Here is a 21,330-nt window from a genome sequence, read left to right as displayed (position 1 = left end):
ATTAGGGCATTACTGCCTGATTCCTATTTCGAGCAGCCACTTCTGCACGTCAAAGGAGGGACAGGCCTTGCCTGGGTTCAGTTCATGGTGTCCAACGATGCGTATTTGGGGGAAACGGCGATGAAAGTCCACGACATAGCGTTTCAGAGCCTCGCTCTGCTTGGCAGTCCTGGTGTCCTTAGGCTTCATCGTTTTGTCGCAGCCGCCCACATATACAATATGCCGGCTGATGCTGTTGTAGCCCGCAGCACCGTTCGTTACCTCCCACAGGTCAACATTGGCATCCTCATTGTTGTCCACCAGCCGCTCTATGCTTCCGTCGAGGTGCACCATATCCGTGTAACCCACCTGCTTCCAGCCACGCCCTCCCTTGCTTACCGGGTCGGTGTGCCAGTGGCGTATCTCCGCGGAGCTTACCTCACGGTCTTCCGGCGTGGCGGTGCAGTGGATTACAAGATACTTTATCGGCTTACTCATCGCCTTCAGGATTGGAGTTAGGGTTCTGTTCCTGACCTGCTGCGCCGGTATCCGGATTTTCGTCCGTACCGCCCTCACTTTCGTCCGGCTGGCTGCCATCTTCCTCTGTGCCGAGGATATATGCAGGGGCAGTTTTGCCCTTGAACTCCTTGCACAGGCCACGGTCTATGAGCGACTGGGCACGGTCTTTGTCTTTCACCTCCAGAATGGTATCCGGGTCATACACTGTTACATGATCGTCCCTGTCGCGGAACGCATTTGTTACTTTCAGTTTCATACGCTTGTTATCTGTTTTATGGTTTGATTTATCCCTCAGGAAGGCTGGGGTCCTTGTAGCCGCTCATCATCACTGCACCAGCATCTGTCTTTTTCGGCATGCAGATGAAGTAGTGGCGGAAGTTGATGAGTGAACGCTGGTTCTGCGGGTCCGTCGATGCCTCACTGTAGTACATCTTCGTGGAACCCGTAGCCTTGAAGACACGAGGTACATAGAAGGCGAAAGAGCACTGGAATTCACCGGTCGCAGCACTGGCACCGACATCCTTTTTCTTGCCGGCAGTGGTGTACAGCGGATTGTTCGCAAACTCATAGATGTCAAAGCCGTACAGCCTGCCTACCGTGCCGTCATTGCGGTTGATGTTGTACTGTTCCTTGAACACCTGGGATACTTCCAGCAGGTCGTTCGCATGATCGCTGCAAAGCACGAGGCGACGTCCCTGGGCAGGAACTTTCAGCTTGTCCAGCGCACGTTTCAGGTTCAGCAAATCGGTCGGCGTCATCTTCAGGCGTCCCGTTACCGGATCGCGCTTGCCCGTAGTCTTCAGCACTGGCGTGGTGGCAGTGTCTTCTTGCGCACACAAAGCGTGGGCGGCCTTGGCAAACTTCCCGTCATTTATTGAATTGCCGTGGCTCTCCTTCACGCGTCCCATTTTGTCATAGCTCAATGCGTAGAGTTCGTCATCGGTAATGGGTGTTACCTTCGTCTGGAACTTGTCCAGCTTGATGGCGATGTCCTTGTCATCCAGTGCCTGGAGGGGAATAGGATAGGTCGTGTTGTTGATCAATACGTCAGGGTCCACGCCGACCTCTACAAGGTGGATGACATCGTTGTTCACGATACTCGAACTGTCCGGAATGCCGTCAAGGAAAGTCGCCTCCAGACCACGGCGCAGGTATTTCACCAGCTCACCAGTCCATATCTCGGTATAGACGCCCGCACGGAGACTTCCGGCGGGAGCCGCCTGTCCGATGACGGCAGCAAGTACGTTCATGCCGACGGCACCCGTTATGGGAGACAGACCGGCAGCGACGGCAAGGGTGCCGCCTACCAGGCAGTTCATGAGAACCGCCATAAACATTGCAATCATTCTTGTCATTGCTTTCTGATTTTTGTTGTTATACATGTTAAATCTCGCATTCAATACCGTATTCTGCCTTGTACAGCTTCTTGTACTGTGCGGGGCTCTCTTCACGGAGCTTCTCCAACTCTTCTGCAGGAACCTCGCTCAGCTTTTTGTATTCGGCATTTCCTCCAGACGGAGCTCCACCCTGATTGCCTACGATGGAACTCAGCTTCACCTGTGGCGACATGGCATCAAAGGTTGCCTTCAGGGCTTCGGCACCGAGCTTCTTTCCCAGTTCCAAAAACTGCTGTTTCTTGTCCTCACCGATTTTCTTCTCAGCAACAGCTCCGTTCACAAGAGTCTCAATACGTGCGACACGCAAAGTGTCACATTCTGCACGCAGTTTTTTGGCTTCTGCACATTCTGTCTTCAGTTTTGCCAAAGCAGCACTGATAGCTGCCTCATCAGCATCTTTTGCAAGACCTAACTCAAGGGCTAATTTCTCTTGATTCATTTCTTTTTCTTTTTGATTGTTATTATTGTTATGTAGAAGAGGTAGCACCATACCACCATCTTTGCCTAATTCTATTCGTTGACCATCTTTCTGAAGAACAATAGCATCGTCGTTAGCACCAACGTCTACCAACGATACCTCGAAGAGTTTACTTTTTGTAACAGTTGGACGAAGCTGACCTTCTACGAGAAACTTAGGATCTTCACTCATCTCCAAAATATCTATGCCTACACTGACCATCTTGAGAGATCCGAATTCCCATTGTTTTTTACAACGCTGACTTAACTCTGATGCTTCGTCAAACATAAGCTCACCTGTTATCTCGTTATCCTCAACCTTTAGGTCTTTAACATAGCCTATCACATTACCACGCTCGTGCATATAGAGTAGTACAGGATTTCGACTATATTGACCAATTTCCATTCCGCTGGTCAAGACTCTGAATCCGTAACTATTCAGGCTTTCGTTGCTAATTCTTACTCGTTTTGCCTTACTCATATTTTTATGATTTTATCTCAACTATCATATTTGCTGCAAAGTTGCGTTATTTACAGCTATCTACAAAGGAAGTACGTAATGCTTGCACACATCTGTGCAAGCGTTGCACACTTTCTTTTAACCTATATAAAAAGGAGCAACTTTGCAGTAGATTTAACACAATCCAGCAAAACGATTTTATGACAAAAGCAGAAGTAGAAAAGAAAAAATCCATCGGAAGATCATTATACCTTTCTGGAATGGAACAGACGGAGATAGCCGACCAATTAGGCGTGTCACGTGTCACCGTCTCTAAATGGTGTACCACCGAAGGGTGGAAAGAAGCTCGTGCAGCAAAAAACATATCACGCCCTGAACTCGTGAACAAGCTTCTTCTAACTATTGATGGTCTAATTGAGAATGTCAACAAATCTGATGACCCTACAGTTATTGGTTCGTTAGCAGATAAGCTTTCTAAATTATCAGCAACAATAGAGAAACTTGATAAGAAGGCGAATGTCATTGATGCTATTGAAGTCTTTATGGCTTTCAATAGATGGATTCAAGACCAGGCTTCTTTCGACCCAGATATTACCCCAGAACTTGTTAAGGCTATCAATAAGTATCAGAACAAGTTCCTTATGGAGCGAATGCAGAACCCTTCTTCTTTATAAATAGACTATGGCTACAATTGCGGAATTAAAACAAATACAACAGGAATGGCAAGAGCACTGTCGACAGATACAAGCTATCACCGACACAAAAAGCCTTGTACGCGAAACAACTCTTCAAAAAGAGCAACGTATTAAACGCTTACAGAAAGATTATGCCGCCTTTTGTGAGTATTACTTTCCGCATTTCCTCCAATTGCGAGATAAAGCCACAGGAGAAGTCATTCGTACCATACATAATGCACCTTTTCATAACGCAGCTGCGCTCAAGGTAAAGAACACATCAAACCTTAAGGCTGTCTTTAAATGGCCACGTAGTCATGCAAAGTCAACACACATGGATATCTTTACACCGCTTTGGTTAATGTTTCAGCCAAAACGGCTCATTAATTTCATGGTGATAGTTGGTAAGTCCGAGGAGAGTGCTATTCGTCTTCTCGGAGATATTCAGGCAGAGCTTCAATATAACAAGCGTATTATTGCTGACTTTGGTAAACAGATGTCTATAGGCAGCTGGACTGAGGGTGAATTTAACACTAAGGATGGTGTATATTTTCTTGCTTGTGGACGAGGACAATCCCCACGTGGTCTCAGAAAGCGCGAATCACGTCCTGACTACATAGTTATTGACGACCTTGATGATGAGGAGCTTTGCCGTAATGAACGACGTGTGCGTGAACTCACAGACTGGGTAAAGGAGGCTCTCTTCGGTACGCTTGATGTGGGACGTGGACGTTTTATTATGGTTGGTAACCTCATTTCCAAAACATCTGTACTTGCCAACATCTGTAAGACAAAGGGTGTTCATGTGTCAACGATATACGCTGTCGATAATGAGGGGAATCCTGTTTGGCAAGAAAAGTGGACCAAAGAGGAGGCACGTGAATATGCTGAATTTGTTGGATATAGAGGTTGGAACAAGGAGATGATGCATAACCCTATTGTGGAAGGAACTGTCTTTCGTCAAGAATGGATACGTTATGCCAAGCGTCCAAAATGGAAAGAATTCTCTGAATTCGTACTTTATATTGACCCTTCATGGAAGAGCAAGAAATCTAATGATACAAAAGCTGCTAAGCTATGGGGAAAACATGGAACTTCTCTTTGGCATCTAAAAGCTTTCGTCCGAAAAGCTTCGGTAGCTGAACTTGTACGCTGGTGCTATGACCTCTATGAATGGAGTTTGGATGTAGGAATAGCAATACGATTTGCAATGGAGGCTTCTTTTATGCAAGATATTATCCTTGATGATTTTACAGTTGAGGGAAACCTGCGAGGTTATCAGCTACCAATTACAGGTGACACACGTAAAAAACCAGATAAGTTCCAGCGTGTTGAAGCTATCAGTCCACTATGGGAGAGAGGCTTTGTCTATTATGATGCATCACAAAAAGATGATCCTGATATGATAGCAGGTGTTGAACAAACTCTTGCTTTTGAAAAAGGTATGAGTGGTAATGATGATGCACCAGATGCTGACGAGGGAGCTATCTACATCTTACAAAAGAATGCAAGACAACAGATTTATTCACCGAGGTTCGGACGTCGTCCGTCTTCAAAAAACTCATGGTAACATGTTCAAACTATTTAAAGACATCATTTTTGGTTTTCGCCTAAAGCGTGCCATAAAGAAAGCAGACAAATTCCGTCATATCACACACCGTAAATATATGGTAATTGTGATTAAAGGAAAGTTTGAGGTACTTTCCAAGCAGGAAGTTAAGAAGTTCCTCTCACATGGTATCTTCAAAAAGGGAATTACTATGAGAGATATAGAGAAAAAGGCTTTATATATAACGATGTAGGCTTATGTTTATAACTGATGAAGATTATAAGGTTGTCATTGGAGATCAGGCACTCAAGGTCGTTTCTCAAGTCAGTGCAGAGAACCGCTCCAATGCTGAACTGGAAGCAATCGAGGAAATAGCAGGATATCTCCGTCCTAAATACGATACAGATGCCGTTTTCAAAGCTTCAGACAGTGAGCGCAATAGGCTTGTAGTAATGTATACCTGTGATATTGCTATTTATCACATGGCTGCGTCTACACCACAGAAAATGGGTATGGAAATCCGTAAGGAACGATATGAACGTGCTGTCAAATGGCTTGAAGGTGTACAAGCTGGGAAAATCATACCAGACTTACCACTTGCGCTTGATGAAAATGGAGAAACAATTGGACTACCGATGAAATATGGTAGCCAAAAGAAACAACGATATAATTGGTAAAAACTATGGCAAAAAATAAGAAGACAAATAATAAGTCATTAGCGCAAACACCTTTTGGGACACTCCGATTGGCAAAGAACGAAGCTAAACGCTTTCGGAAGACTGTCATGGAACTACAACGTACCACGGATTCACTTACTCGTAAGGATATCGGAGATTGGCGTACTGCATGGCAGATGGCTATCAATGTTGAGAATCCTAATAGGCAGCGTCTTTACGATATTTATAAAGATGTAGAGGTTGATTTGCACCTCTCTGGCTGTATTCAGCAGCGTGAAGGTTTTGTTTTGTCACGATCGTTTAAATTGGTGAATGAAAAGGGAGACGAAGACGAACAAGCAGCCGATTATTTCAATAAATCATGGTTCAAGCAGTTTATGAAATATGCGCTGGATGCTAATTATTGGGGGCATTCACTCATTGAACTTGGTGAATTGATGACTGATGCCAATAATATGCTTTATTATAATGGTGTAAAACTTATCCCAAGAAAACACGTTATTCCTGAATACGGAAAAGTCATTAAGCAGATTGGTGATGATTGGAAGACTGGAATCGATTATCATAAGCCACCATTTACCGACTGGCTTATAGAAGTCGGACAGACTGATAATCTTGGATTATATCTCAAGGCTGCCACTCAAACTATACCTAAGAAGAATGCTTTAGCCTTTTGGGACACCTTTGCCGAGATATTCGGAATGCCTATGAGAATAGCTCGTACCACAACACGTGACGATAAAGAGCTGTCTAAGATGGAGAAGATGATGGCAGACATGGGAACGGAAGGTTGGGCTATCTTCCATCAGGGTACCGAGATTGAGGTTGTAGAATCAAGCAAAGGAGATGCCTTTAATGTTTACGACAGACGAATAGATAGAGCAAACTCTGAACTATCTAAGCTGATTATTGGGCAAACGATGACAATAGAGGATGGTTCTTCACTCTCACAGTCAGAAACACATCTTGAGGTTTTCCAGAACCTCGTAGAAGCAGATTGTGATACCTTACGTGATGTGGTGAATAATCAACTTATTCCGCGTATGGTACAACATGGCTTCCCGCTTAAGGGTATTCGTTTCGACTGGGACTACAGCGTCGACTATACTCCAGAGCAGCAAATTGCTTATGAACAACTTGTATTGAACAATTACGAGGTAGCACCTTCTTATTTTGAGGAAAAGTATAATATCCCTGTGGGTGAACGTAGACAAATGCCTATATTAGACCCTAATGAGCCACTGAGAGGCAATGAAAACCCAGAGGATGATAATACACCCAAGGGAGAGAAAAAGAAGCAACACAACGCAAAGCAACCTTTTTTCGACTAAGCCCCTCTGATTATGAGGGGCTGCATGAGCGTTATGCACAATTGCTTGGAAAAGAGAATTTACAAGCAACTTTCAGTCGTGAGGAAGATATAAGGAAAGAACTCTCTGCTCTTTTCAGTAGCATGATGGAGACACTCTATAAAGTAGAGGGGTCACAGTTTCGGATTGAAATTCTTGAAAAGCCAAAGATCCAGGAGTTCATTAATGCACACGCATCAGTCTTGGATTCCTCATTTAAGCAGGTAAAAATGTCTGAAGGAATGCGTAGAAGGCTTGAACGCTCAAATTATATCTTCTCTGGTATGAAGACCTTTCACGAGCTAAACGAAGCTTTCCCATCACTACTCGATGAAAATGGAAATAGAAAGCCGTTCGAACAATTTTTAAACGATGTTCGAAGTGTCGATAGTACCTACAATGAGAATTATCTCAAAGCAGAATACAACTTTGTACAAGCTTCGGCTCAAATGGCTGCGAAATGGGAGGGATTCATGCAAGATGGTGACCGATATAATTTGCAGTACCGAACAGCTGGTGATGACAAGGTACGCCCAGAACATGCAGCACTTAATCGTGTAACACTTCCTATTACTGACCCATTTTGGGAAGAATATTACCCTCCAAATGGTTGGAACTGCCGTTGTACGGTGGTGCAGGTGAGAAAGACAAAGTATCCTACTACACCACACAAGGAGGCGATGGCTCTTGGGGAAGAAGCTACAGGAAAGGACACTAAGGGTATATTCCGTTTCAATGCAGGACAGGAGCAGAAGACAGTACCCGATTATAACCCTTACACTATCAAGCGGTGCAAAGACTGTGACATAGCTAAAGGCAAGCAGAAACTTGTCTTTATTCCTGACAATGAACTCTGCGCTGCATGTAAACTGATAAGAGCTCAAAAAAACGAAAATATTGGAGCTGCTAAGCGCATTCTGAAATATGATGAGAAAACATGGGAAAGAACCTATGTTGCACCAAAGAATGCAGGGCTTGTAGTAACACAATTAGAACGCATTGCAGAAGCTGCTGCCAGCAATGCTGAAAGACAGAAGTTTGATAAGGAAATGAGAATGTGTAAGGTTCTTGCTGATAATGGACATGATATAGAATACCTGCAAGGTGTAGACAGACCAGTTGGACAGACCTACGATATCAAGTTTGATAATATAAAGGCTGACCTAAAATGTGTAACAGGCGGAGCTGGTAATATCGTGAAGTATGCAAAGAAAGCACTTACAAAACAAGGAGGAGAGGCGGTTGTCTTTGAGATACCTTCTCACAGTGCAAAGTTCTATGAGGCACTGACAGAAGCACGACGAAAGTGTACAGGTAGAATCTTCTTCTATATAGCAGATGAAATGGTATTAAAGGAACTGAAAATATAAAAAATAAGGCCGCTGAAAAGCGACCTTGAGGCGGTACACGGTCTTTCAACCCTGTCCCTACGTATCTCTACGCACTGCAAATATACAAAATAATCCGTTACTCACAATAAAAGTAACGGATTATTTTCTTGTTTAGCCTTATTTTCTTGCTCAAAGCCTCTTTATTGCCACACACTGGTAACTTTCTATATTCTCAAGAATATCCTCATGGTTGTGATTAGTTTGACTCTGAACTAAATCAAACTCCTTAAACGTTACTCCCTCTATGCAGGTCAGTGCCTGATGTATCTCTTCAAGCAGGTCAAACACCTCAAGGCTTTTTTCTCTAAACTCGCTATCAGCAGCTGCGCTACCTACCCAGTCTGTGACCACATGTAGATTAACAATCGGCTCGGCTCTATACTCAACACCATTCTGAATGGCGTTCCATTGAATGGGGGCAAATTCAACGAACACTGCTGGGCGTTCAAATGGCTCTTCAAGTTCTATAAACTCTACATTGTGGTTCCACAAATCTATGTGCTTTATCGCTCCATTGCTTACTGTCTTCAGCTTCTCACAGAGCATTGTGTATAATTCTTTTCTCATCGTTCTGTTATGTCTAAGTCAAAATTAATGTACTCAGTAATATTTTCCTCTATTATCTCTCTTACGGTTCTCTCTACCTCTGGACTTGTGCCTAAGAACCGTCTACGAGGTATTTTGATAGTCGTTCCTGCTTTCTTCAACGCCATAAATTTCCAAAACTCGGCTTCTTCTGAAAGCTGTACTGTACGCTTGTCATTCCTACGGCTGCCATCTTTCTTCCTCCCAAAAGAACCAGTTGCTTCCTTGTATTTATGCCAGAAATACCGTTTCATTTTTGTAGTTACCACAATCTCGCCACCTTCATTATGAATAGCTGCATAAGGTTCTGTAGTAAAGAATGTAATACTATTTTCCGTTGTACGACTCTGTATACTTCTACGAAGCTGACCTGTATCTACCAGTATACGACCTTTAGGACGAAGAGGACCTTTTCTGCGCTGCCATGCCTCACCAAAGAAAGACTGTCGCTCGAAGTTCTGATCAAACTCGTCCGTAAGCTCGACACGAATATCATTAAGGATTCTTCCTAAAATATGTTGGATTTCTGATTTCATCTTCTATTAACAGCTCTGGGAACAAAAAGCCTTCTGCTGAAAGCTCCAAGCAACCCTTTATTGTAGGGCTACTTGATGCTTTCAGCAGATTGTAAAAGGTGCGTTCGCTGATGCCGAACTTAGGGTAAATGTAACGCCTCCATATCTCTCGGTTTGAAAGTCCAGTCTTCACATAAGTATCATAAATATGATTGATATCAGCAACGCGTTTTGCATAACTCTTTCCTTTTCGTCTGTCCACCTGATACTGGGATTTAAAGGTTATTAATTCTTTTTGTAGGGACGGATGTCAAGGTTCATCTTGCATTTTACCAAGACTCTTCCACTTCCTTCACACTGGGGACACTGAATTTGTGTCGAGCTTCCACCTACACTGTTTTTTCGAAAGCCTGTGCCGTTACATTCACGGCACAAAGCTATCTTAGGTGGCTTAACTACATTTTTTCTCATACGCCTGTCTCTTCTTTCTTAGGTTCAACATAAAAGGTCTCATCTTGTACAACCTGTATGCCACATTCCGTCATAGCCTGACGAATAGGAACTTCTTCAAGTGAAGGAGAATCGGATACTTCCATCGCTATCTTACCATCACGGTCGGCCAGTAGTTTATCTTTGGCGATTTCCTCAGTCTGGCGGATGTAGTCAGGTAAGAAGCGTTTAACTAACAGCAAAGCACTTGCCCAAGTAAAGCCTTTCAGTGTCTTCAGCTTGGGTATTCCTGTTCTGAAGCCTATCACACCATGCGGCATATCAAGGCTCTTCTTCTTAGTGAACAACTCTGCCTGGTTCTCGGTGGCAAATGCCTGCAGTGTATCAAATGCTTTTTCTTTCTCCTCTGTAAGCGATGCTAACTTATCAGCATACTTCTCACGAATCTTAGCGCATTGCAGTTCTATCTCTGCATTAATCTTCTGAACTTGTGCATCGGACTTAGCATAATTTGCAAAAGCCTCGTCTGCAGCTTCTCTACTCACGCCTGTGATAATTACTTTCTTCTTTCTTGTTGCCATTGTTTTTTGTTTTTGGTTTATAACTTGTGCTCTATCACATCAATAATTTTAGTTTCTGATACTGAAACTATCTGGTAGTCCATCATAGTTGAACCCATAAAACTTCGGATAGTCTCCTTACAGTTATCAAAAGAAGATGCCTGTACCAGATAGTAAACCTGTGTATATTTTTCTTTCTCTGTTCTCTCGTCAAGGGTGATAAACTGAAGTGTAGCCTTGTAATATCGGTCGCATGACTCTTCTTCATTGAAGACTACTTCCTTAAATTTCATGGGATTGATGTTTACTATTTGAATATCCCCAGACACATAGCTACCCAAGAATTCCATAGCAGCTTTCTCTGCCTCTCCGAATGAAAGAGCTTCGACCACATAACTCTCGGTCACTTTCCTTTCACGTCCATCCTCATACACTTTGTCATAGCGCATCTTGACTTCGTACCAATCACCTGTTTTTGTTCTCATAATTAAATTCTTTTACGTTATACTTAATTTTCTGCTATATTGCCTATTGGGATATAGACAATTGTAGATGATGTTCTTCGTTTCTCTTGCGAAGTAGATTGTTTCAATCCACCTTTTTGCTTGATTGTTCGCAGCTTTACGGCAAGATCTTGTAGTTCTTCTACGCTTATCTTTCTAAAGGGCTTACCTGCAAGTCGTGGATGCTGACAGAAATTATCTACTCTTGCCCAGTCAGAAGTGTCAACTCCAAGCTGCTGCATCAGCTTAAGGCACAAACTGCGTTTCTTCTTCAGTTCTGACTTCCAGCCTATCTGTTCCTCCAATGATACGCACATCGTCTCATACTCTTTCGCACTCATCTCACGCAGGCTTGTTGTTCGTCCATTTGTGAAGCTTGACACAAGTGTTTCTTTGTCAGCACCCGGCATCTTCTTTAGCAGGGTGTAAAAACGTGTGTAATTAAATCCTTTTTTCATAATTTCTATTTCTGATCCGCATTGAGTAAGAAATCAACTGGTATAGACATGAGTTTAATATCCTTTTTTACCTGATCTGGATTAATATTGTATTTTTCGAAGTTTATCTGAGGTTTGAGAAACTCCCAACACTTCTTTTTGATTTCCGAAAGAGTATATGCTTCTTTTTCATAAACAAAAAGTCCATCCAATAATATATTATTAAATCCTTCTGGTCTAATTATGACAGTAACACGATAATATCGTGGTCCAATATTTACTTTTCCCATAGCTTTTCCTCCTTCCAATCTTTGTAATTTTGCCTTGCGTGAGATACCACCTCTGGAAGGGTCTCGTTCAGATCGTATACTGCAAGCAGTGCTTGTCGTTTGTTCTCCATTCTGTCGGCACGTTCCTCATGCCATGTTTGCAATCTCTTCTTGAGTTTATCTAAAAATGTTGCCATAATCTTTTAGTTTTGAATGTAATATGTTTGAATTAATTTTCCGTTTCGCTTGATAAGCAGTTGGGTCTGACCATCTTCTCTCATAAGGTAGGTACTTATATCGCTTTTCACTGCTATGTCTTTGCGAACATACAACTTAGATATAAACCAGTCTACAAAGTCTTTCAACTGTTTCCACTCGTCTTCAGTATCTTCTATTCCTCGCAGAGAGTAAGTATTACTGATTGCCATCTGTAGCTTTAATAACCACATTGGTTTATCATTCGGACATACAGACTTATATCTTAACATTTCCATAACTACTCTTTTGAAGCCTTCCACTCAACATTAATCACTGCATCAAGTTTACCACTACCTTGGCAGATTAGGCAATCTTTTTTGTATGGTTCTTGATACTCGTCCTCTTGCCAGTGATAGCCATTACCTTGACAGTACGGACATTTGAAGCCTTTGCTTTCTATGACTTCTGTCATTCGACCACCTGGGCTAAGTTTCCCTGGTGTAATCTCAATAATTCGTCTCTCCTTACTCATTGTTCTTGTGTATTATTATTTACTTCTGTCTCAATTTGTTTATCTGAGTACATTTTGTTGGAAGTTCTAAGCACTCCTTCTTCCCATACGACAAAGCTGTTACCAGCATCTGGGTTGAATCGACCTTGACAAAAAGCTCTAAATCCTACAACTCTCACTTTGACTCCAGCATGGTAGCGCAACCTGATTGCTGGCTTACCTAATGGTTGTCCTTTAGCTTCTTGACTAATGAAGATAAAGCTCTTTCTTGGAAAAGCCTCAAGCAGTGCTTTTGTCTCAGTCCATTCCCAACCGCTTTCTTGGAAACTGTCTACAATGATGAACTTAGCACTGTGCCGTTTCTTCAATCGTGCTATAAGATCTTCTACGGTGTCAGTCGTTACTACTCTAAACCAGCCTTGTCGCTTGTCCATATTAAAACGCTTGATACGTTCTTGGAAGCTCTGACTGACACCTTCCTCATAACTCATATATAGCACTTGTCCGTAGTGGGTCAACTCGTGAGCCAGCTGCATAACGAATGAACTCTTGCCTGCAGCACTGGCACCACTAATAAACCATGTTGAGTTTTCCTCTGGCAAGCCAAAAGCTTCTGCCCATCTACCACTCCAGGGCAGTGTCTTGTAGGTCTTCTTAGCTATCTCTTTGGGACTATATGCACGCTTAACCATTATGAACCTTTCTTCAATTTCTCAATCTCTGTATATACTCGTCGCAAACCGCCTCCGCTCTTACGAACTATCTGGCCGATGTCTGTACCACTTGGAGCGTTTACACTTGCTACTGCACGAGCCTGCTCAAGTAGGAACTGCCGACGATCTTCTTCATGATCTGGAGTAACACGGCTGTACTTTCCACCATAGCGAGAGAATATCTCTGCATAACCAACTTTCTGATGCTCTAACATTCTGTTTATCTTGGAACGTAAGCCATCTGCACCCATCATATACCAACCACAGCACATCTCCGTTGCGTTCCATAAGGCTTTCAATTCAAGAAAGGCATCATATTGCAAGTCGCCAGCTTCGTCAAGTACTATTAGTGGACGTTCCATTGAGCGTAGGTAATAAACAAGGTCCTCGTATGTTTCTTGATATTTACCACTGATACCGACACCAAACTCTTGTGCTATCTTCTTTACCAGCGCACGTTTTGTCTTTACTTGAGAACAATCTACGTAAATAGCATTGCGGTGCTCGTTGACATACCATCTTGCTGTGTAGGTCTTGCCGATATTAGGAAGGTCACACAATATTACGCTCAGACTGCGCTCTTGACAAGCCTCCATCTGAAGACTGATATACTTGAAGGTTTCCGTCTGTGCACCTTTCCACTCAATTCTCTCACGAAGACTAACATCCAAGCGACGAGCTATGCTCACCCAATTTGCATCACTTAAAGCTTTTTCAATTTGTCCTTTCTTCAAGCCGTTGTAAACGCTTGGAGAGATTCCTAATACAGATGCGTGCTTTGCATCACTTGGATAATTCTTGCGGTTGGCTACTATAGCATCCAAAATCCGCTTTTTGTTGCCTGTTGTAATCATATTCTAATGGCATTTTAATCTTATTTATATATCTTCAACCACTCTGTCTGCTGCACTTATCAAAGTCATCTGCGGTATTTCCTCCTTAGGAGCTGTACAAACTATCTCTTGCGTTTCTTCCAGCTGCTCTTGTGGGGTAGGTTTTAATATTCCAACTCTATCGATAGAATTCGCCTTGATGTAAGCAGTAAACTTAGCTATCTTCTTCTGTTGTTCAACGAATGCTACTCTGTCTTCATCAGTCTGTTCTGCCATAACTCTGCTGAAAGTCTTTACCTTTTCTACAGTATCGATATACTTTCCTCCTTGATAGATGAACACCTCTTGTGGCTCGCCCTCTTCATTTGGAAGATAACAGGCTGTTACCTTATAGTTATTCGGTGCAAGACGCTCCAGAATACTTGTACAGCTCAACCACCAATCTTCGTGTGCCACTCTTACCGTTGAGTTCCTTCGTATGCTTGTTTCAACTCTCTCACCAATATGATAAGCAAGCATCTTTGCATCGTAAGGAAGCAGATTCGGATTGATATTAGCTTCAAGAACTTGCCAGCGTGTCATACCAGGATACATCTTCTGATTCGGATGCGGTGCGTTGTTCCACTCTTCATTATCTCTGCGGTCGTCGGCAACGAGCTGCTCAAAGGTGAAATATTCCTTATCCTCATAGAGTTCGTTGGTCTCATCACTGATCTTCTTGTACTCTTGACGCCACTTCCCTTTTCCATAGAATCGACCGATACCTTCGTGGTTCTTGTGTATCACGCTGCGTTTCTTGGCACCATTTAGAGGCTCGGCATACTTCTCCTGTGAGTTCAAAGGAGCACAGAAACGTACAAACTGAAATACTGTCTCCGCTTTGAGGAAGCCCTCTTTATATTGACTCATCAAGTGGTTTTCTACCTCTATTCCTGCAGGGATTCCCCAACCTTGACGAGCTATTAAGCGGAACATATCTCGGAAACAGTCAACAACAAGACCTTCGTCTTTCTTTCTCGCATAGCTTGCACCAATCACACACTGACTAACTACGTCATACGCATAATAAGCGTGCACTCTCTGCTTTGTGTCCTTTAATTTGCGTGTCAAATCCACGTCATCCATTGTTACTTGACTCAATGAGAATCGACCAGAATGACGATGCATGTGAGGCATTTGTTCGTGCATAAAGGTACTCCAGCTTGATAATGACTCTTCTATTAGCACACGTGAAGCAGGATCATTCAAAATATTATTGATTGTGCTTTCACTCAAACTCTTTGGTTCGCCATTCTTGTCTGTAAAGTCATCTGGATTGAAGAGCTCGCCTGTTTTAGGGTCAAAGACGTCAAGTTCACCACAGATAAAGCTAATATACATCTCGTGAATATTGCTGTTAAAAGGTTTGTTTGGTAAAACTGCTAAACTTCGAACAAGCTGTATGGTCTTAACATCCACTTTTCTCGCACTTTGGTTACCAAACTTTCCACTTATAAGACAGCTATAACCATCACGCTTGTACTCGTTCACCTTCTTGCGGAATCGTAATGCACTTGTTGGGAGTGTATGTCCGAGCTCATCCTTAAGAGTCTTAATAGTCTGCGCCATATTATCCCAATTATACTTACCACCCATCAACTTTTGCGCTGTAGCAGCACGATTATATAACTTGATGCAGCAGTTCAATACACTCGCATTCGTAACATATTCGTTTATCTTCTCTGGTGATAAGTCATATCCAGACTGTTCACGGCTATGGAAAAAAGCAATAGCGTTTTGATCTATTTCATAGTTGCTGCGAACCCAAAGCTTCAGATGTGTAAGTGCACCTTCTGGGAAGAGTTCCTTAACTTTCGTTTTAAATCTTGACGGAAGGCTGTCGATAACAACAAGAGCACAACTGCCACTCGCTCCGCCACCTCGTCTTGCCACGTGCATATTGTCGCGTGCCACCATTTGCTTGTAATTGGCTGCACTCATAATGCCGCTGCCTACAAGTTCTTGGTAAGATATGCAAAGATTGCCTTCGTAGTACTCCATCACTATCCTCCTTTACTTTAGTGCTGCTGCGTATGCTTGAATCTGTGGAATATCAGTGAGTAGAATATTCTTGTATGACTTCATTTGCATACCTTTCTTAAAAACAACGCCACTACCATCGCTCTTTGATAATTCAATCATAACACCACCAGGAAGATACTCACGTATATAGTTATCAGAATCGTGGAAGACCTCACCCTCTGGTGCTTCAACCATAATAATACCACCACGATCTATTGCGACTTTACGGATACATTCAGCAAGTTCGGTGTTTCCACGCTTTGAATCAAAATTGATTGCATTAAAAACACACCTTCTGGTAATACCGAAAGCTTCCATAAGAAAATCACGGTCTTCCTTCTTTATGTGGATATACCGCTTAACCATCTTGCTTGTTTCATTTGTCTTTTCCATTATCTCACTTTTTTAATTATTAATCATTCGTAGGCGGTGAGGAATCGAACCCCATTGCTCCGACGCTTTTAATTCGTGTCCGCTACCATTCGGACGTAGCCGCCTTTGTGTATAACTTTTTTCGCTTTTATAATCTTTACTCGATAATTCTCGTTATTCTCGACCCTTTTTCGTATCTTTGGGGGCGGTTCTCAATAGAACACGCTACAAAGATATAATATACTTTGCAAAATGCAAAATATTTAAGGGATTATTTTTCGCAAAACGCAAAATTATGAACAAAAAAGTTAGATTGCAGGCATTAATAGACCATTATAGCGAGGGAAAGCCTTCTCGCTTTGCCAAACTTATAGGTGTAGCACCGTCAACCATTAGTACGTGGCTTGCAAGAGATAGCTTTGATTATGATCTTCTTTTTGCAAAATGCGAAAAGATATCGCCAGAATGGCTTCTCACAGGTAAAGGTAATATGCTAAAAGGAGAGAATACAGACAAGTTTTCTTCCCCTATAGTCAGTTATAACTCAGAAGTAGGACAGCCTTATTATGATGTCGATTTTCTTGGAGGGTTCAGCGAAATATACAATTCGCAAGTATCATTACCTAAACACAACATCATTGTACCAGGCTTCGATAGAGCACATCTCTGGTGTAATGTTACAGGACATTCTATGGAACCACAAATTAGCCATGGAGATATAATAGCTCTGCGTCCATGCACAATTGACGATATTCAATATGGTGAGATGTATGCAGTAGTGCTTGATACAATCCGTACAATTAAGATTATTCGCCGTGGGTCTTCTAAAAAATTTCTTCGATATGTACCAATAAATCCCAATTTCGACGAGCAAGAGTTTGAAGTAAACCGTATCGTAAATGTATTTGAAGTTATTGGTAGTATCAGCAAATTCTTTTGATCATGAAAAAATATGTTTTTATTTTCTTCCTCATTATGGGATTATTTTCTTGCCAAAAGACCAAAAATGAAATTGCTAATAACCTTGTGGAAAAAGGCTTCAAGGCTATGCAAGAAGCTGGTGAAGATGTTGAAATAATAAAAATTGATTCTCTCACACCTGCAAGGCTAACCTTTGATGAGACATTAAAAGGTGTAAAAATGCAACAATCAATCGACCAACTTAGGGAGGAAATAAATGAGAAACTGCAATTCTTAAAAACATGGGTTGGTGTTGCAAATACAAAGACAGAACTACAAGAAGTCAATGAAAAGATTTCTTTAATGCGACACCTTGAGGATTCCTTAATAGTAGCACACTCTCATTTTAAGTTTGACACAACTATGGTTATGAAAGCCGTTATCATTAAAAGAAAAGATCAAGGTCAACTTATAACAGATACTGCTTATATCTTTTTTGACAAATTGGTAACAAAATGTATTGGTATAAAAGCAAAAGACGAAGGAGCATATCGGTATATTCCGATATCATCTATGTTGCCTAACGATTGACCATATTAGGGTATCCCTCCCCCTAAATATCCCTTATTTATGGTAAAAACCCCTTATATATAAGGTGTTAGGAATAAAAATACACGTTCAAACTTGCTTGTAAAGTGTCAGTTTCTTACACTTTACTCCTTTTTTTGTTCTTTGGCAACCATTTTACTGGGGGGTGTTGGCAAGAGTTTTGAACATCCACTTTCACACAAATGAACATCCACTTTGAACAACCACCAGAACATGCACCCCCTTAAAATCGACGTTTTTACACACCAAAATAGAGGTAATAAATTTGCGACGTTACCTCAATTTTAATGCCGTTTTAATTGCGTTCTAAGCCTTTTTAATTCAGTTTTAGTATTGTCACCTCATCATCGTTCCTAAATCAGCGCATACCGCTTAAATACAGGCTTTTCCGTGATATTGATACAAGAAAAGAGGACCGATAAACAGCCCTCTTCAACCTTCTACAGTTCTATGTAAACATTCTGTAACCCTATGTAAACCTTTTGTACGTCTTATAAGCCTCAACAACCCTTCTATGTAAACCAAAATTAAACCAATGTAAACGTTTCGTTTTACAACCCTTTAATCTCTCCAATCACGTAACTCGTTGAAACATAAAGTAATAATCATCTTTCACGCCCACCTCGTTCTATACGCTTCGTTATGTGCCCCATAAATTGTTAATTGATTTTTTCCCATAGGCTTTAAGTTTAATACCTATAGACTTCCCCAGATTCAGTGTTTATATAATATGGAAAGCGTGGGAGTCTGTACCTGTTACTCGTCCCACGTTCCGAGACCTTCGCATTGCCCATCTCTATTGAACGAGCAACGCAGAAGCCCACGCCGATATGTACGACACCATGACTCAACTTAAAAAATAAGAGAGACGGTGGTTATATACACACCCATGGACATCTACTGTTGCCTCATTCTTGACAGAGATTGAAAGTTGCGAAGTTTCGAAACGTCAAGAACAAAGCGTCAAGTAAACGCCTTATCATAAAATAATTCTCTTGTCACTGATATCGTTAAACACGAGTCTCAATCAGAGAACTGGTACAAAAATATAAATAAAATATTAATAACACAAGTTAAATAACGAATATTTTTAAAATAAATAAAGAAAACAATAGAGCTGAAGAGTTTGGAATATACATTTACTAACTCACAAGAAGCAAGTCTAATAAGAAAATAATTAATGTGAAATTCAAAGTAGAGATATAGCTAATTTAAATGTTGCTGTCACTGCTGTCATAATACTGATGTTATAATCAATTAATTACAAGATTGTTACGAGAAAAGTTAAAAGTGACAGTAACTAAAAAACAAAAATAGTGTAGAAAAAAAGACGGCTATCCGTTATGGACTGCCGCCTTTCTAATTTATTATTAGTAAGATTTTTATTCTTTGCTTTCACGCTTACGATCGTTATGATCGAGTGTAATCTTACGCATACGAATACTCTTTGGCGTTACCTCAACATATTCGTTGCCCTTGATGTACTCGAGACATTCCTCAAGACTCATCTCAGTCTTAGGGATAACGCGTGCCTTTTCGTCAGAGCCAGAGGCGCGAACGTTGGTCAACTGCTTTGCTTTAGTAACGTTGATGACAAGGTCGTTGTCGTGAACATGCTCACCAACAACTTGTCCGCCATAAACTTCCTCGCCAGAATCAATGAAGAACTTACCACGATCTTGCAACTTATCGATAGCGTATGCGTAGGCAGTACCAGCTTCCAATGCAATCATTGAACCATTTGTACGACGTACGATTTCGCCCTTGAATGGTTGATAATCTTTGAAACGGTGTGCCATGATAGCTTCACCCTGGCTGGCTGTTAAGACGTTGGTACGCAGACCAATGATACCACGTGATGGTATTTCAAAGGTGATGTTCACACGCTCACCCTCAGCATCCATACCGAGAAGATCACCCTTACGACGAGTCACCATATCAATCATCTTACTTGAAAAGTCAGTTGGAACATTGATTGTCAGTTCCTCGATAGGCTCACACTTCTGCCCGTCAATCTCCTTATAGATAACCTGTGGCTGACCAACTTGCAACTCATAACCCTCGCGACGCATTGTCTCAATGAGGACGGAGAGGTGAAGTACACCACGACCACTAACAATCCACTTGTCCATTGAATCCTCCATTGGGCGTACACGCAGTGCAAGGTTCTTCTCAAGTTCCTTGTTCAGTCGTTCGCTGATGTGGCGAGAGGTACAGAACTTACCTTCCTTACCAAAGAAAGGAGAGTCGTTGATGGTGAAGAGCATACTCATTGTTGGTTCGTCAACAGCGATAGGTGGCAGTGGCTCTGGGTTCTCAAAGTCAGCTATGGTGTCGCCAATTTCAAACTTTTCTAAGCCGATTACAGCACAGATATCACCTGAATCTACAGCATCTGTCTTCTTATGTCCCATACCCTCGAAGGTATGAAGCTCTTTAATCTTAGTGCGTTCCTGTGTTCCGTCGCGGTGACAGATTGTAATATTCTGTCCATCTTTCAATGTTCCACGGTGTACACGACCAACGGCGATACGTCCGGTGTAGCTTGAATAGTCCAAAGATGTAATCAGCATCTGTGGTGTTCCTTCAATCTGCTTAGGAGCAGGGATAGCCTCAATAATGAGGTCGAGCAGATATTCAATATTATCTGTTGGCTTCTTCCAATCCTCACTCATCCAGCCATTCTTAGCTGAACCATAGACAACTGGGAAGTTCAACTGATCTTCTGTAGCGTTGAGGTCGCACATGAGATCGAATACCATCTCATATACTTCCTCTGGACGACAGTTTGGCTTGTCTACCTTGTTAATAACAACAACTGGTTTCAAACCAAGCTGAAGGGCCTTTTGTAGCACAAAACGTGTCTGTGGCATAGGACCTTCAAAAGCGTCTACGAGCAACAAACAGCCGTCTGCCATGTTCAATACACGCTCAACCTCACCACCGAAGTCAGAGTGACCAGGCGTGTCGAGGATGTTGATTTTTACTCCTTTCCAATTAATACTTACATTCTTACTCAGAATTGTTATCCCTCGTTCGCGCTCCAAGTCATTAGAGTCGAGAACTTCTCCGCTGTTGTCTTGTCCGTCACGGAAAAGTTTTCCAGCGAGCATCATCTTGTCAACCAAGGTTGTCTTACCGTGGTCTACGTGCGCAATAACTGCGATGTTACGAATATCTTGCATTTAAATACTTTAAAAAGCTTACGCTAAATTTATGCTGCAAAATTACGAATAAAAAATGGAAAACGTTTGTGGTTCCAATAAAAAGTTGTAACTTTGCACAGCATTTTCGGAACGTCCGATGCATTTGATGTCGTAACCCGTTGTGATTAAGGCGGCTAACGACGGAAAGATGTAATTG

28 protein-coding genes are annotated in these 21,330 nt (G+C 41.9%); 8 read left to right on the top strand and 20 right to left on the bottom strand.

The features are described 5' to 3' along the window. Nucleotides 1-9: 9 nt before the first annotated feature. From J5A56_RS01420 to J5A56_RS01405, 4 genes are read right to left on the bottom strand one after another with little or no spacing between them, the layout of a single operon-like run. Nucleotides 10-477, bottom strand: coding sequence for an N-acetylmuramoyl-L-alanine amidase (locus tag J5A56_RS01420; protein ID WP_014708780.1), 468 nt, complete (start codon nucleotides 475-477; stop codon nucleotides 10-12). Next, nucleotides 470-754 (bottom strand): hypothetical protein, encoded by a 285-nt coding sequence (locus J5A56_RS01415; RefSeq protein ID WP_021672849.1) that lies wholly within the window; start codon nucleotides 752-754, stop codon nucleotides 470-472. Before J5A56_RS01415 ends, J5A56_RS01420 begins: the two co-directional genes overlap by 8 nt. Nucleotides 755-782: 28 nt before the next feature. Further along, complete coding sequence (locus J5A56_RS01410; protein WP_232727093.1) at nucleotides 783-1,844, bottom strand: hypothetical protein; 1,062 nt, start codon at nucleotides 1,842-1,844, stop codon at nucleotides 783-785. Nucleotides 1,845-1,881: 37 nt separating this feature from the next. Continuing rightward, nucleotides 1,882-2,832, bottom strand: a complete 951-nt coding sequence (locus J5A56_RS01405) for an HK97 family phage prohead protease (RefSeq protein ID WP_021672852.1) — start codon at nucleotides 2,830-2,832, stop codon at nucleotides 1,882-1,884. A gap of 179 nt (nucleotides 2,833-3,011) precedes the next feature. Between J5A56_RS01405 and J5A56_RS01400 the strand changes: the two genes are divergently transcribed. The 6 genes from J5A56_RS01400 to J5A56_RS13345 all read left to right on the top strand — a co-directional run bounded on the left by J5A56_RS01400 (nucleotide 3,012) and on the right by J5A56_RS13345 (nucleotide 8,430). Next, a complete protein-coding gene (locus J5A56_RS01400) occupies nucleotides 3,012-3,485 on the top strand; it encodes a terminase gpP N-terminus-related DNA-binding protein (RefSeq protein ID WP_036920370.1) in 474 nt (157 codons plus the stop codon). Nucleotides 3,486-3,492: 7 nt separating this feature from the next. Continuing rightward, a complete protein-coding gene (locus J5A56_RS01395; RefSeq protein ID WP_021672854.1) occupies nucleotides 3,493-5,055 on the top strand; it encodes a hypothetical protein in 1,563 nt (520 codons plus the stop codon). 1 nt (nucleotide 5,056) lies between these two features. Further along, entirely contained in the window at nucleotides 5,057-5,287 is a 231-nt protein-coding gene (locus J5A56_RS01390; protein ID WP_021672855.1) for a hypothetical protein, read from the top strand. Between the two features lie 4 nt (nucleotides 5,288-5,291). Beyond that, complete coding sequence (locus J5A56_RS01385; protein WP_021672856.1) at nucleotides 5,292-5,711, top strand: phage protein Gp36 family protein; 420 nt, start codon at nucleotides 5,292-5,294, stop codon at nucleotides 5,709-5,711. Between the two features lie 5 nt (nucleotides 5,712-5,716). After that, nucleotides 5,717-7,042, top strand: coding sequence for a phage portal protein family protein (locus J5A56_RS01380; protein ID WP_021672857.1), 1,326 nt, complete (start codon nucleotides 5,717-5,719; stop codon nucleotides 7,040-7,042). A 122-nt stretch (nucleotides 7,043-7,164) separates the two neighbouring features. Continuing rightward, a complete protein-coding gene (locus J5A56_RS13345) occupies nucleotides 7,165-8,430 on the top strand; it encodes a phage head morphogenesis protein (protein WP_231370834.1) in 1,266 nt (421 codons plus the stop codon). Between the two features lie 150 nt (nucleotides 8,431-8,580). Here J5A56_RS13345 and J5A56_RS01370 read toward each other — a convergent pair whose 3' ends face one another. From J5A56_RS01370 to J5A56_RS01305, 15 genes are read right to left on the bottom strand one after another with little or no spacing between them, the layout of a single operon-like run. After that, a complete protein-coding gene (locus J5A56_RS01370) occupies nucleotides 8,581-9,018 on the bottom strand; it encodes a hypothetical protein (RefSeq protein WP_021672859.1) in 438 nt (145 codons plus the stop codon). After that, a complete protein-coding gene (locus J5A56_RS01365) occupies nucleotides 9,015-9,572 on the bottom strand; it encodes a phage virion morphogenesis protein (RefSeq protein WP_021672860.1) in 558 nt (185 codons plus the stop codon). Before J5A56_RS01365 ends, J5A56_RS01370 begins: the two co-directional genes overlap by 4 nt. Continuing rightward, on the bottom strand, nucleotides 9,532-9,813 hold the full coding sequence (locus tag J5A56_RS01360; protein ID WP_021672861.1) for a hypothetical protein: 282 nt from the start codon (nucleotides 9,811-9,813) through the stop codon (nucleotides 9,532-9,534). Before J5A56_RS01360 ends, J5A56_RS01365 begins: the two co-directional genes overlap by 41 nt. Nucleotides 9,814-9,836: 23 nt before the next feature. Further along, on the bottom strand, nucleotides 9,837-10,022 hold the full coding sequence (locus tag J5A56_RS13340) for a YuiA family protein (RefSeq protein ID WP_081691307.1): 186 nt from the start codon (nucleotides 10,020-10,022) through the stop codon (nucleotides 9,837-9,839). Further along, entirely contained in the window at nucleotides 10,019-10,582 is a 564-nt protein-coding gene (locus tag J5A56_RS01355) for a host-nuclease inhibitor Gam family protein (protein WP_021672862.1), read from the bottom strand. Before J5A56_RS01355 ends, J5A56_RS13340 begins: the two co-directional genes overlap by 4 nt. Before the next feature lie 17 nt (nucleotides 10,583-10,599). Then, the gene (locus J5A56_RS01350) at nucleotides 10,600-11,046 is read right to left on the bottom strand and encodes a DUF4494 domain-containing protein (RefSeq protein ID WP_021672863.1); all 447 of its coding nucleotides are present in this window, start codon (nucleotides 11,044-11,046) and stop codon (nucleotides 10,600-10,602) included. Between the two features lie 23 nt (nucleotides 11,047-11,069). Then, on the bottom strand, nucleotides 11,070-11,522 hold the full coding sequence (locus J5A56_RS01345) for a hypothetical protein (RefSeq protein ID WP_021672864.1): 453 nt from the start codon (nucleotides 11,520-11,522) through the stop codon (nucleotides 11,070-11,072). 5 nt (nucleotides 11,523-11,527) lie between these two features. Further along, complete coding sequence (locus J5A56_RS01340) at nucleotides 11,528-11,791, bottom strand: hypothetical protein (protein ID WP_021672865.1); 264 nt, start codon at nucleotides 11,789-11,791, stop codon at nucleotides 11,528-11,530. Further along, a complete protein-coding gene (locus J5A56_RS01335) occupies nucleotides 11,779-11,967 on the bottom strand; it encodes a hypothetical protein (RefSeq protein WP_021672866.1) in 189 nt (62 codons plus the stop codon). Before J5A56_RS01335 ends, J5A56_RS01340 begins: the two co-directional genes overlap by 13 nt. Nucleotides 11,968-11,973: 6 nt before the next feature. Further along, a complete protein-coding gene (locus J5A56_RS01330) occupies nucleotides 11,974-12,264 on the bottom strand; it encodes a hypothetical protein (protein WP_021672867.1) in 291 nt (96 codons plus the stop codon). A 2-nt stretch (nucleotides 12,265-12,266) separates the two neighbouring features. Continuing rightward, nucleotides 12,267-12,500, bottom strand: coding sequence for a hypothetical protein (locus tag J5A56_RS01325; RefSeq protein ID WP_021672868.1), 234 nt, complete (start codon nucleotides 12,498-12,500; stop codon nucleotides 12,267-12,269). Beyond that, entirely contained in the window at nucleotides 12,497-13,171 is a 675-nt protein-coding gene (locus J5A56_RS01320; protein ID WP_021672869.1) for a bifunctional adenosylcobinamide kinase/adenosylcobinamide-phosphate guanylyltransferase, read from the bottom strand. The genes J5A56_RS01325 and J5A56_RS01320 overlap by 4 nt, the downstream gene beginning before the upstream one ends. After that, a complete protein-coding gene (locus J5A56_RS01315; RefSeq protein WP_021672870.1) occupies nucleotides 13,171-14,046 on the bottom strand; it encodes an AAA family ATPase in 876 nt (291 codons plus the stop codon). Before J5A56_RS01315 ends, J5A56_RS01320 begins: the two co-directional genes overlap by 1 nt. Nucleotides 14,047-14,070: 24 nt before the next feature. Further along, the gene (locus J5A56_RS01310) at nucleotides 14,071-16,065 is read right to left on the bottom strand and encodes a hypothetical protein (protein WP_021672871.1); all 1,995 of its coding nucleotides are present in this window, start codon (nucleotides 16,063-16,065) and stop codon (nucleotides 14,071-14,073) included. A 12-nt stretch (nucleotides 16,066-16,077) separates the two neighbouring features. After that, nucleotides 16,078-16,479, bottom strand: a complete 402-nt coding sequence (locus tag J5A56_RS01305) for a hypothetical protein (protein WP_021672872.1) — start codon at nucleotides 16,477-16,479, stop codon at nucleotides 16,078-16,080. A 274-nt stretch (nucleotides 16,480-16,753) separates the two neighbouring features. Here J5A56_RS01305 and J5A56_RS01300 point away from each other — a divergent pair, with 274 nt between their 5' ends. Both J5A56_RS01300 and J5A56_RS01295 read left to right on the top strand, forming a co-directional pair. Then, nucleotides 16,754-17,398 carry a LexA family transcriptional regulator gene (locus tag J5A56_RS01300; RefSeq protein ID WP_036920374.1) on the top strand — a complete coding sequence of 215 codons (645 nt, stop codon included), beginning with the start codon at nucleotides 16,754-16,756 and terminating at the stop codon, nucleotides 17,396-17,398. 2 nt (nucleotides 17,399-17,400) lie between these two features. After that, a complete protein-coding gene (locus tag J5A56_RS01295; RefSeq protein WP_021672874.1) occupies nucleotides 17,401-17,949 on the top strand; it encodes a hypothetical protein in 549 nt (182 codons plus the stop codon). A 1,400-nt stretch (nucleotides 17,950-19,349) separates the two neighbouring features. Here the strand turns inward: J5A56_RS01295 and typA are convergent. Beyond that, on the bottom strand, nucleotides 19,350-21,152 hold the full coding sequence (gene typA / locus J5A56_RS01290; RefSeq protein WP_021672875.1) for a translational GTPase TypA: 1,803 nt from the start codon (nucleotides 21,150-21,152) through the stop codon (nucleotides 19,350-19,352). Between the last annotated feature and the right edge of the window lie 178 nt (nucleotides 21,153-21,330).

The sequence above is a fragment of the Prevotella melaninogenica genome, from assembly GCF_018128065.1.
In the GTDB taxonomy this organism is placed as follows: domain Bacteria; phylum Bacteroidota; class Bacteroidia; order Bacteroidales; family Bacteroidaceae; genus Prevotella.
Note: the sequence above shows the minus strand (reverse complement) of the source record. Positions and strands in the feature narration are given on the sequence as shown.